Origin of the sequence: Pseudomonas sp. F01002 (assembly GCF_004402115.1) — a bacterium.
GTDB lineage: Bacteria > Pseudomonadota > Gammaproteobacteria > Pseudomonadales > Pseudomonadaceae > Aquipseudomonas > Aquipseudomonas frigoris.
The window spans coordinates 70876-81931 of sequence record NZ_SOPU01000021.1; the positions used below are offsets into that span (position 1 = coordinate 70876).

Genomic DNA, 11056 nt, shown 5'->3' on the forward strand with positions numbered 1-11056 from the left:
TCATAACGCGCATCTTCACTGTATTGTATTAATCGGGGAGGTGGCGCCTGGTGTCCTTTTGATCCAGTGATAGCCTTTTATTCTTCCCGCCTGTCGCTCCCTCGGGGCGACATTTTTCTCTGTTTGTCGGCGCCCCTCGAATCATTACGAGCGGTGGTATTGGGCTGTTTATTATTGGGAAGCCGTAATGATTGGCATAAAAAGCATTGCGAGCTACGTTCCTGTAGCCGGCGTGGACAATTACGCACAAGGTGCAAAATTCGAAAAGGATGAAGAGTTCATCCTGGGCAAGATCGGCTCGGCCTTCCTGCCGCGTAAAGACGCCGGGCAGGAAACCTCGGACCTGTGTGTCGAAGCAGCCAATGCGCTGTTCGCCAACAATCCCGACTTGAAACGTGAAGACATCGACGTGCTGATCGTTGTCACCCAGAACGGCGACGAAGAAGGCCTGCCGCACACCGCAGCTATCGTTCAGGACAAACTGGGCCTGCCGACTACCGTCGCCGCGTTTGATATTTCCCTGGGCTGCTCCGGCTACGTCTACGGCATCTACGCCATCAAGGGTTTCATGGAAGCTGCTGGCTTGAAGAATGGCCTGCTGATCACCGCTGATCCGTACTCGAAGATCGTCGACCCGGAGGACCGCAACACCACCATGCTGTTTGGTGATGCCGCCACCGCGACCTGGATGGGTGAAAACGCGCCATGGCAATTGGGCAAGGCCAAGTTCGGCACCGACGGTTCCGGTGCGCCGCACCTGAAGGTGACCGACGGGGTGTTCTTCATGAACGGCCGTCAGGTGTTCAATTTTGCGCTGCTTAAAGTCCCGGCGCATTTGCACGAGTTGCTGGCCGATTCGCAACTGACCGCTGACGATATCGATGCCTTTTGCATCCATCAGGGCAGCGCAGCGATTGTCGATGCCGTGGCGCGACGCTTCGAAGGCGAGCCGGAGAAGTTCATCAAGGACATGGTCGAGACCGGCAACACGGTGTCATCGAGCATTCCGTTGCTGCTGGAAAAACATGTGCTGGACTCCACCTGGAAGCGCGTGGCGTTGAGCGGTTTCGGCGTTGGTTTGTCATGGGGCTCGGCGATTATCTATCGCCCTTGATCTTTCAAAAGCCAGGCACAAAAAAAGCGTTCAAGGTGTAACCTTGAGCGCTATTTTTTTGCCCGAATGAAAGCGAGGCTTCATGAGCGAGTTCTTTGAGCGCAACGTCGACGTCATACAGCGCCGCTGGCCGATGCTTTCTGCGCGCTTGCTGGTTGAGAACACAAGCTTGTTGCAGGCTGAGCTGGTGGAAGGCCTGGGCTCGACGTTGAGCATCAATGGCATTCAACTGACCAGCCGCCATGACCGCGTCCGTGAGGCCAGGCTTCAGGCCGACAGCCTGCCAGCCGACAGTCCAGTGGTGTATGTCTACGGCACGGGACTTGGCGATCTGCAAGTGGAGCTGCTGGCACGCGTCGGGCTTGAACGCTTGTATGTGCACATCCTCAACGGTGCGGTGTTTGCCCTGGTGCTGCAACTGTTGGATCAGCAGCAGTGGCTCAGCGATCCGCGGGTCGAGCTGATGTACGCCGGCGATCTGGCGGAAATCCAGCTGCCGTTTTTCGCCTTGCCGTCCGAGCTGGTATTGGCGGATGACTTCAATGCCAAGATCCGCGATCGCCTGATCAGTGAAACCCACTTGATGTTCAATAACCGTGAGTTTGATCCTCAGGCTCCGGACATCGTCGAGCGCTTACAGGCGAGTCTCAGCCTGGTCCAGGCCGATGATGATGTCGCCCGGCTGTTCGATACGCGGCCTGGGCTGGAAGTGTTTCTGATCGCCACCGGGCCGAGCCTGGAGCTGCACTTCGAGACATTGCGCGCAATCCGCCATCAGGTAGAGCGGCCGCTGTTCATCTGTGTCGATACCGCTTACAGGCCGCTGCTTGATCACGGCATCCGTCCCGACATCGTCGTCAGTATCGATCAGCGCATCTCGACCCGGCACCTGCCGCCTGAAGGAACGACGGACATTGCCCTGGCATACATGCCCATGGTCGATCCACAGGTGCTGAAAGCCTGGCAGGGGGCGCGGTATGTCGGTTACTCCGCCAGTCCAATTTATCAACACATGCGACAGCAGTTACCGAGAGGCGAGCTGTATGTCGGTGGCAGCGTGATTCATCCGGCGGTGGACCTAGCGGTGAAAATGGGCGCGGCGCAAATTACCCTGTTCGGTGCCGACTTTGCCTTTCCAAACGACAAGACCCATGCGGGCTGGGACGATGGCGACCTGGGGCCACAACTGGGCGCGGCCAAACACTGGGTGCTTGATGGTCACGGCCAACGAGTCAAGACCCAACTCAACTTCCGTAGCTACCTGTGTGAGCTGGAGCGCTATATCACTGCGCATCCACACGTCGTCTTCTACAACAGCAGTCGAGCCGGGGCCATGATTGCCGGCACGACATTTCATCCGGAGTTCAGTCAATGAGCGAAGTGTTACTCGTTGATCAGGCCCGGCAATGTTCAGCATTGTTTCGCTTGGGAAGGGATGTCGAGGCTGCGCTGGTCATGGTCGAGATAGCGGAGCGGGTGCAGTCGCGGGTCGGCGGGGCAGACAGCCAGATTGCGGCCCGGTGGATGGCATTGCTGACATGCCTGCTTGATAGTCAGGAGCGACAGGACTGGCTGGCGCTGGCGGACTACCTTGAATACGAACTGGTCGATTTGCTGGTGGCTGTCGATTCCGCGTAATCCGTAGCAGATCAGCGGGAGCGGGGCTGTAAGGAGGTTTTTCGGCAGTTCTCTGGCGTCATTTTTTGGTGGTTGGATCGTCGCTAGGCCTTTGTTTTAAAGGGGGGGGGGAGGGTGATGGCAAAAAAAATTCAAAATCCCCTAAAGCAACCTGCGTTGGCGACGATAACTATTACGAAGGTTCTCTAGGCCATACCCGGCGGTTGCCAGGGCCGGAAGCCGCAGTACCCAACCAACGAGGAATTCGTCATGGCTTTGACAGTAAACACCAACACTACTTCGCTGAATGTTCAGAAGAACCTGAACCGTGCTTCCGACGCTCTGTCGACTTCGATGACCCGTCTTTCTTCCGGCCTGAAAATCAACAGCGCCAAAGACGACGCCGCCGGCCTGCAGATCGCTACTCGTATGAATTCGCAAATCCGTGGTCAGAACATGGCTATCAAAAACGCCAACGACGGTGTTTCGATCGCTCAGACCGCTGAAGGCGCTCTGCAAGAGTCGAGCAACATTCTGCAACGTATGCGTGAAATCGCACTGCAATCGCGAAACGATTCCAACGGCACTGCTGACCGTACCGCTCTGGACAAAGAATACCAACAGTCGATCGCTGAGCTGACCCGTATTGCTCAGTCCACCAACCTGAACGGCAAGGCACTGATCGACGGTACTGCTGGCGCGATGGAATTCCAGGTAGGTGCAGGTACTACTTCCGACAACCAGATCACTCTGACCCTGTCGACCAGCTTCGACGCCAGCTCCCTGGGCATGACCGGTACTACCATTTCCGGCGTTTCCAACGCAGCTAACCACAGCTCTGTTGATGCTTCTATCTCGGCTATCGACGCTGCTCTGGCAAACATCAACGCCACTCGCGCTGACTTGGGTGCTGCTCAGAACCGTTTCTCGACTACCATTTCCAACCTGCAGAACATCAACGAAAACGCCAGTGCTGCACTGAGCCGCGTACAAGATACCGACTTCGCTGCTGAAACTGCACAGCTGACCAAGCAACAAACTCTGCAACAAGCTTCCACCGCAGTTCTGGCTCAGGCCAACCAGCTGCCATCCGCTGTACTGAAACTGCTTCAGTAATAGCTGATGAGTTTTGGCGGGGGAGTGCGCTTGTCGTGCTCCCTCGCTTTTTACTTTAAGAGGTGATGGACATGGATATGAGCGTGAAGCTGAACTTGTCTTATCCAGCTGCGAAGCCGGCGACGACCGTTGCTGACAAGCCGGTGGAAAAGCCTCGAGCCGATGCCCTTGTGGTGGCGCCGGTCAAGGATGAACAAAAGCAAGACTCGGTATCCGAGCGGGACAAACTCAAGATGGCCGTTCAGGAAATTGAAAAGTTCGTTCAGTCGGTCAAGCGCAATCTGGAGTTCTCGATCGACGAGCCTTCGGGCAAAGTAATTGTCAAGGTTATTGCCAGTGACTCGGGTGAGGTGGTTCGCCAAATCCCCAATGAAGAAGTCCTGCGGCTGGCCAATAGTTTGAATGATGCAAGCAGCCTGTTGTTCAGCGCGAAAGCCTGACAGCTGGCATGAATATTGTAGCTATGTTCTTTTGGACGTTGTAGTGGTCAAAAGACCGGCGACACACTGAAGGGAGATATGCATGGCAAGTCCAATTTTACCGGGCACGGGTTTAGGCTCTGGCCTTGATACCGGTGCTATTGTCAAAGCCTTGGTCAATGCCGACAAAGCAGCCAAGCAGAACCAGATCGACCGTCAGACGACCACCAACACCGCGCAGATTTCCGGTATCGGTAGCCTCAAAAGTGTCCTGGCGAACTTCCAGACTGCAATCAAGAATCTGGGCAATACCCAAACTCCGCAATTCCTGGGTTACAACGCCACCTCCGCTGACGCGAAAGTATTGACCGCTGTAGCCAGCAACACGGCCGTCAACGGCACTTACGTGATCAAGGTCTCTAATCTTGCGACTTCGTCCAAAGTAGCTACCGCAGCCTTTGCTGGCGGTACCAGCAGTGCTATTGCGAGCGGCACGCTCAATATCACGCAAAACGGCGTTTCCAGTTCTGTAACCATTCCGGCGGGCGCGACGTTACAGTCGGTTCGAGATGCGATTAACACCCAGCAGGGCGCCAACGGCTTCAGTGCCAACATCGTGACCGACTCGTTTGGCTCGCGTCTGGTGATGGGTTCCACGGTGACCGGTGCCGGTTCCGATATCACCCTCAGCGGTATCGCTGGTCTGGAGATCAATGCCGGCCAGCAAATGGGTGCAACACCGACAGCTACTTCGGCGGGTGCCATCGGCGAATTCGCTGTGGACGCCAAGTTCACCGTGGACGGGCTCGCGCTGACCAGCAAAAGCAACAAGGTTGACGCGGCCATTTCCGGCTTGACCCTGAATCTGGTCGCCGGTGGTGATGCAACCACGACGGTAACGGTCGGCCCGAACAGTGATGGTCTGAAAAAATCCATTCAAGCTTTCGTTGATGCGTATAACCAGGTTGTGACCAGTGTTAATGCGCTGACCAAGCCTTCCCTGGATGACGATGGCAAACCGACCATTGCTGCTGCACTGACCGGTGACCCGTTGGCACGCGGCATTCTGGCATCGATTCGTTCGCCGTTGGTCACTACCGGTGCGGGTGACAAACTTACTGTTCTGTCGCAATTGGGTATCACCACCAATCAGAAAACCGGTGCGCTGGATTTCGATAGCACCAAGTTCACCACTGCGATGGATACCCAGAAGCTCGGTGGTGAGGTTCAGAAACTGTTCCTGGGTGATCCGGCGGCGACTGGCGATGCCGCCAAAGGCCTGTTGACGCGCATGAACGATGCAATCACCCCTTACACAGTCACTGGCAGTGAGGGTATCCTCGATGCCCGTTCGACCAGCCTGGCCAAGGCCAAGTCGAATCTGGCCAACCAGCAGCTAGCTCTGGATCGCCGTATCGAGACGCTGACTGCTGTGCTGACCAAGAAGTACAACGACATGGATTCTCTGGTGGGCAAACTCAAGGCAACTGCCAGTAACATCACTTCGATGTTCGAGGCGATGAACGCGCAGAAAAACGCCTCATAGCGCATAAACGCCAAAAGCCCGGCAGCGGATTCCGCTTGTCGGGCTTTTTTTGGTTTGGTCTAAAGATTTTTGACGCCGTGTCGATACACTGGCTATACGAATCACAAAGTTTTAATGAGGTAGAACATGAATCCAATGTTAGCCCTTCGCCAATATCAGAAGATTGGCGCCCAGGCGCAAACGTCCGAAGCCAGCCCTCATCGTCTGGTGCAGATGCTGATGGAGGGTGGCCTGGATCGTATTGCGCAGGCCAAAGGCGCGATGGAACGCAAGGACATCGCCAATAAAGGGGTTCTGATCGGCAAGGCCATCGGCATTATCGGTGGTCTGCGTGAAGGTCTGGACCTGGAAAACCAGGCAGAGTCGGTGGGTGAACTGGATAACCTCTACACCTACATGATGAAGCGCCTCACCGAGGCCAATGTAAGCGCCGATCCAAAGATTCTCGACGAAGTCGCCGACCTGCTTCGCACCGTCAAAGACGGCTGGGATGCTATCGCCGCGCCGGGTCCGCAGTTTTAAGGAGATCACCATGAGTCTTGTATTGCAGCGAATCGAACAAACCCGTGAAGGCCTGGTCGGTGCTTTGGCAGAGCGTAACTGGGAAGCCATTGGTGAATTGGACCTGGCTTGCCGTTCCTGCATGGAAGACGTCTTGAGTGAAGCTTCGGTGGACGAGGCCGCGTTGCGCGATAACCTTGAGGAGTTGCTGGGGGTGTATAAACAGCTTCTGGAGGCGGCGACAGGGGAGAGGCAAGCGATAGTGGATGAGATGTCGCAGATCCACCAAGCACAGAACGCGGCAAAGGTTTACCATCTGTTTGGTTAATTAATCCCCGGTTAATCTAAACTTAGTGCGCCATAAATTTGACTGTGCACGGTTTTTTGACTTAACTAGTGGCTGGTTGAACATTTCAGGCGTCTACAGGCATCAACGTGTCTGCAAGCGTCTAGCTTGCCCCCTCATTTCGGGCATTGAGTTGACTAGGGAAGTTGCTATTGCATGTGGCGTGAAACCAAAATCCTGCTGATTGATGACGATAGCGTCCGCCGCCGCGACTTGGCGGTGATATTAAATTTTCTTGGCGAAGAAAATTTACCCTGCGGTAGCCATGACTGGCAGCAGGCTGTCGGCTCATTGTCGTCAAGTCGTGAAGTGATCTGTGTCCTCATCGGGACAGTCAATGCTCCTGGCGCACTTACGGGCTTGTTAAAGACACTCTCCACCTGGGATGAGTTCCTTCCGGTTTTGTTAATGGGCGATAATTCTTCCGTTGACTTGCCAGAAGACCAGCGTCGCCGAGTGCTTTCGACCCTCGAAATGCCACCCAGCTACAGCAAGTTGCTCGACTCCCTGCACCGTGCCCAGGTCTATCGCGAGATGTACGACCAGGCCCGCGAGCGCGGTCGTCATCGCGAACCCAATCTTTTCCGCAGTCTTGTCGGCACCAGTCGGGCGATTCAACACGTCCGTCAGATGATGCAGCAAGTCGCCGACACCGACGCCAGTGTGCTGATCCTCGGTGAGTCCGGGACCGGCAAGGAAGTGGTCGCGCGCAACCTGCACTATCACTCCAAGCGTCGTGACGCGCCGTTCGTACCGGTCAACTGCGGGGCGATCCCTGCCGAGTTGCTGGAAAGCGAACTGTTTGGCCACGAGAAGGGCGCCTTCACCGGGGCAATCACCAGCCGCGCCGGGCGTTTCGAACTGGCCAATGGTGGCACGCTGTTCCTCGATGAAATCGGCGACATGCCGCTGCCGATGCAGGTCAAGCTGCTGCGCGTGCTGCAGGAACGCACCTTCGAGCGCGTGGGCAGCAACAAGACCCAAAGCGTCGATGTGCGGATCATCGCGGCGACCCACAAGAACCTCGAAAGCATGATCGAGGTCGGCACCTTCCGCGAAGACTTGTACTACCGCCTGAACGTATTCCCGATCGAGATGGCGCCGCTGCGCGAACGTGTCGAAGACATCCCGTTGCTGATGAACGAGTTGATCTCGCGCATGGAGCACGAGAAGCGTGGTTCGATCCGTTTCAACTCGGCGGCGATCATGTCGCTGTGCCGCCACGGCTGGCCGGGCAACGTCCGCGAGCTCGCCAACCTGGTGGAACGCATGGCGATCATGCATCCGTACGGGGTGATCGGCGTGGTCGAGCTGCCGAAGAAATTCCGTTACGTCGACGATGAGGACGAGCAACTGGTCGACAGCCTGCGCAGCGATCTTGAAGAGCGGGTGGCCATCAACGGTCATACTCCGGACTTCTCGGCCGGCGCCATGCTGCCACCGGAAGGTCTGGACCTGAAGGACTACCTCGGTGGTCTGGAACAAGGGCTGATTCAGCAGGCGCTGGATGATGCCAATGGCATCGTTGCGCGCGCCGCCGAACGCCTGCGCATTCGTCGCACCACGCTGGTGGAAAAGATGCGCAAGTACGGCATGAGCCGTCGTGACGGTGATGAACAGGCGGATGATTGACGCCTGTTTTTCAAGTCCTTCATTTGTAGGCGGTTTTTTTTAGGCACGGGTATTGCTACATCCCTCGCAACGTTCCGTTTAACTGACGGTCAGCCAAGCGAGAGAGCACAATGCCCCAAGCCGCCCAGATGTCTCCTGTCCCTGACGCTTCGGGACAACCGTCGTCCGTAGAGCAGGCGAGCCGGCTTGGCCTTGAGCAGGCGTTTGCACTGTTCAACCAGATGTCGAGCCAATTGACCGATTCCTACAGTATGCTCGAAGCCCGAGTCACCGAGCTCAAGGGTGAGCTGGCGGTGGTCAGCGCTCAGCGCATGCAGGAGCTGGCGGAAAAAGAACGCTTGGCCAACCGGCTGCAAAACCTCCTCGATCTGTTGCCCGGCGGCGTCATCGTCATCGACGCCCAAGGCATCGTGCGCGAAGCCAACCCCGCTGCCTGCGAGCTGCTCGGCCTGCCCCTTGAAGGCGAGCTGTGGCGTCATGTCATTGCCCGCTGCTTTGCGCCCCGTGAAGACGACGGTCACGAAATCTCGCTCAAGGACGGTCGGCGTTTGTCGATCTCTACTCGCTCGCTGGATGCCGAGCCCGGTCAGTTGGTGTTGCTCAACGACCTGACTGAAACCCGTCATCTGCAAGATCAGTTGGCCCGCCACGAACGTCTGTCGTCCCTCGGTCGGATGGTCGCTTCGCTGGCTCATCAGATTCGTACCCCCTTGTCCGCCGCCTTGCTCTACGCCAGTCATTTGACTGAGCAAGCGTTGCCGGTCGAGACCCAGCAACGTTTTGCCGGGCGCTTGAAAGAGCGTCTGCATGAGCTGGAGCATCAGGTTCGCGACATGCTGGTGTTTGCGCGCGGCGAGCTGCCGCTGACTGATCGCGTCACACCCAAAGTGCTGATGCAGTCGCTGCAGGCGGCAGCACTGACCCATGTGCAGGACCTGCCGATTCGCTGGCAGTGCGACAGTCATTCGGGCGAGTTGTTGTGCAATCGCGACACGCTGGTCGGGGCGATCCTGAACCTGATCGAGAACGCCATCCAGGCCGGCGCCGGTGATGTGCGTTTGAAAGTTCATTTCTATACCCGTGACAACAACCTGCGTGTAGCGGTCAGCGACAGCGGTAGCGGCATCGATACGAAAGTACTGGCGCGTCTGGGTGAACCCTTCTTTACCACTAAAACCACCGGAACCGGCCTCGGCCTGACCGTGGTCAAGGCGGTGACGCGTGCTCATCAAGGAGAATTGCAGCTGCGCTCGCGGCTCGGTCGCGGCACGTGTGCGCAGGTGATCCTGCCACTTTTTTCTGGTGAAAAACCCAGCGCTCAGGGAGCGGAGTGAAGGACATGGCAATCAAGGTTTTACTGGTCGAGGACGACCGCGCGCTACGCGAGGCACTGGCGGATACACTGCTGCTCGCGGGGCACGACTACACGGCGGTAGGCTCGGCAGAAGAAGCGCTGGCGGCGGTCGGTAATGAGACGTTCAACCTGGTGCTGAGTGACGTCAACATGCCGGGCATGGACGGTCATCAACTGCTCGGATTGCTGCGCACTCGTCAGCCGCAGCTGCCGGTGTTGCTGATGACGGCTCACGGCGCCGTGGAGCGGGCAGTCGATGCGATGCGCCAGGGCGCGGCGGATTACCTGGTCAAACCGTTCGAGCCCAAGGCATTGCTCGATCTGGTGGCACGTCATGCGCTGGGCAGTCTCGGCGCGACCGAGGGCGAGGGGCCTGTAGCGTTCGAGCCGGCCAGTGCGCAATTGCTGGAGTTGGCTGCACGGGTAGCGCGCAGTGATTCCACGGTATTGATTTCCGGCGAGTCCGGGACCGGTAAAGAAGTGCTGGCGCGTTACATCCATCAGCACTCTCACCGCGCCAGTCAGCCGTTCATTGCGATCAACTGCGCAGCCATTCCCGACAACATGCTCGAAGCTACGTTATTCGGTCACGAAAAGGGCTCGTTCACCGGTGCCATCGCGGCGCAGGCCGGCAAGTTCGAACAGGCTGATGGCGGGACTATCCTGCTCGACGAAATTTCCGAAATGCCCCTCGGGCTCCAGGCCAAGTTGCTGCGAGTTTTGCAGGAGCGCGAAGTTGAGCGAGTCGGCGCACGTAAGCCGATCACGCTGGACATTCGAGTGGTCGCCACCACCAACCGTGACCTGGCCGGTGAAGTGGCGGCGGGGCGTTTTCGCGAAGACCTTTACTATCGCCTGTCGGTGTTTCCGCTGGCCTGGCGTCCGTTGCGCGAACGTACCGCCGACATCCTGCCGTTGGCCGAGCGTCTGCTGGCCAAGCACGTCAATAAAATGAAGCATGCCGCAGCGAGGCTGTCGCCCGAGGCGCAGGCGTGCCTGATTGGTTATCCGTGGCCGGGCAACGTGCGTGAACTGGATAACGCGATCCAGCGAGCGTTGATCCTGCAGCAGGGTGGTTTGATTCAGCCGCAGGATTTCTGCCTGTCCGGGCCGGTCGCCTGTGCGCCGTTGCCGGCACTGGCTGCGACGCCAGTGCGGGCGGTTGAGATCGAATCCGAGTCGGCCGGGGCGCTGGGCGATGACCTGCGTCGCCGTGAATTCCAGATGATCATCGACACCTTGCGCTCCGAACGCGGCCGTCGCAAAGAGGCCGCCGAGCGTTTGGGCATCAGCCCGCGCACCCTGCGTTACAAGCTGGCGCAGATGCGTGATGCCGGAATGGACGTGGAAGCTTATTTGTTCGCCACCTGAAAGTTGACGCAAGCAACACCGATCTAAATGTGGGAGCGGC

Annotated in this window: 11 protein-coding genes; all 11 read left to right on the top strand. The window is 57.6% G+C overall.

Annotated elements, in window-relative coordinates; all coding sequences use genetic code 11:
• Window positions 1-187 precede the first annotated feature (187 nt).
• Complete coding sequence (locus tag E3W21_RS18460) at window positions 188-1114, top strand: ketoacyl-ACP synthase III (protein WP_134421374.1); 927 nt, start codon at window positions 188-190, stop codon at window positions 1112-1114.
• 82 nt (window positions 1115-1196) lie between these two features.
• The gene (locus E3W21_RS18465; protein ID WP_134421375.1) at window positions 1197-2489 is read left to right on the top strand and encodes a motility associated factor glycosyltransferase family protein; all 1293 of its coding nucleotides are present in this window, start codon (window positions 1197-1199) and stop codon (window positions 2487-2489) included.
• Window positions 2486-2752, top strand: a complete 267-nt coding sequence (locus E3W21_RS18470; protein WP_134421376.1) for a hypothetical protein — start codon at window positions 2486-2488, stop codon at window positions 2750-2752. The genes E3W21_RS18465 and E3W21_RS18470 overlap by 4 nt, the downstream gene beginning before the upstream one ends.
• 249 nt (window positions 2753-3001) lie before the next feature.
• Window positions 3002-3847, top strand: a complete 846-nt coding sequence (locus tag E3W21_RS18475) for a flagellin domain-containing protein (protein WP_111451871.1) — start codon at window positions 3002-3004, stop codon at window positions 3845-3847.
• A gap of 71 nt (window positions 3848-3918) precedes the next feature.
• Window positions 3919-4287 (top strand): flagellar protein FlaG, encoded by a 369-nt coding sequence (locus tag E3W21_RS18480; protein WP_008151040.1) that lies wholly within the window; start codon window positions 3919-3921, stop codon window positions 4285-4287.
• Between the two features lie 82 nt (window positions 4288-4369).
• Window positions 4370-5812, top strand: coding sequence for a flagellar filament capping protein FliD (fliD, locus tag E3W21_RS18485; protein WP_134421377.1), 1443 nt, complete (start codon window positions 4370-4372; stop codon window positions 5810-5812).
• A 126-nt stretch (window positions 5813-5938) separates the two neighbouring features.
• Window positions 5939-6334: a flagellar export chaperone FliS gene (gene fliS, locus E3W21_RS18490; protein ID WP_134421378.1), complete on the top strand. Its 396-nt coding sequence runs from the start codon at window positions 5939-5941 to the stop codon at window positions 6332-6334.
• A gap of 10 nt (window positions 6335-6344) precedes the next feature.
• Window positions 6345-6641, top strand: coding sequence for a hypothetical protein (locus tag E3W21_RS18495; protein ID WP_056742091.1), 297 nt, complete (start codon window positions 6345-6347; stop codon window positions 6639-6641).
• 174 nt (window positions 6642-6815) lie between these two features.
• A complete protein-coding gene (locus E3W21_RS18500) occupies window positions 6816-8291 on the top strand; it encodes a sigma-54 dependent transcriptional regulator (RefSeq protein WP_129442165.1) in 1476 nt (491 codons plus the stop codon).
• A 128-nt stretch (window positions 8292-8419) separates the two neighbouring features.
• Window positions 8420-9625 carry a PAS domain-containing sensor histidine kinase gene (locus tag E3W21_RS18505; RefSeq protein WP_166793843.1) on the top strand — a complete coding sequence of 402 codons (1206 nt, stop codon included), beginning with the start codon at window positions 8420-8422 and terminating at the stop codon, window positions 9623-9625.
• A gap of 5 nt (window positions 9626-9630) precedes the next feature.
• On the top strand, window positions 9631-11016 hold the full coding sequence (gene fleR, locus E3W21_RS18510) for a sigma-54-dependent response regulator transcription factor FleR (protein ID WP_134421380.1): 1386 nt from the start codon (window positions 9631-9633) through the stop codon (window positions 11014-11016).
• Window positions 11017-11056 lie beyond the last annotated feature (40 nt).

What these genes read in the sequence shown, in the direction of transcription:
- E3W21_RS18460 (WP_134421374.1), top strand. Translation starts at nt 188, where the DNA reads ATGATTGGCATAAAAAGCATTGCGAGCTACGTTCCTGTAGCCGGCGTG.
- E3W21_RS18465 (WP_134421375.1), top strand. Translation starts at nt 1,197, where the DNA reads ATGAGCGAGTTCTTTGAGCGCAACGTCGACGTCATACAGCGCCGCTGG.
- E3W21_RS18470 (WP_134421376.1), top strand. Translation starts at nt 2,486, where the DNA reads ATGAGCGAAGTGTTACTCGTTGATCAGGCCCGGCAATGTTCAGCATTG.
- E3W21_RS18475 (WP_111451871.1), top strand. Translation starts at nt 3,002, where the DNA reads ATGGCTTTGACAGTAAACACCAACACTACTTCGCTGAATGTTCAGAAG.
- E3W21_RS18480 (WP_008151040.1), top strand. Translation starts at nt 3,919, where the DNA reads ATGGATATGAGCGTGAAGCTGAACTTGTCTTATCCAGCTGCGAAGCCG.
- fliD (WP_134421377.1), top strand. Translation starts at nt 4,370, where the DNA reads ATGGCAAGTCCAATTTTACCGGGCACGGGTTTAGGCTCTGGCCTTGAT.
- fliS (WP_134421378.1), top strand. Translation starts at nt 5,939, where the DNA reads ATGAATCCAATGTTAGCCCTTCGCCAATATCAGAAGATTGGCGCCCAG.
- E3W21_RS18495 (WP_056742091.1), top strand. Translation starts at nt 6,345, where the DNA reads ATGAGTCTTGTATTGCAGCGAATCGAACAAACCCGTGAAGGCCTGGTC.
- E3W21_RS18500 (WP_129442165.1), top strand. Translation starts at nt 6,816, where the DNA reads ATGTGGCGTGAAACCAAAATCCTGCTGATTGATGACGATAGCGTCCGC.
- E3W21_RS18505 (WP_166793843.1), top strand. Translation starts at nt 8,420, where the DNA reads ATGTCTCCTGTCCCTGACGCTTCGGGACAACCGTCGTCCGTAGAGCAG.
- fleR (WP_134421380.1), top strand. Translation starts at nt 9,631, where the DNA reads ATGGCAATCAAGGTTTTACTGGTCGAGGACGACCGCGCGCTACGCGAG.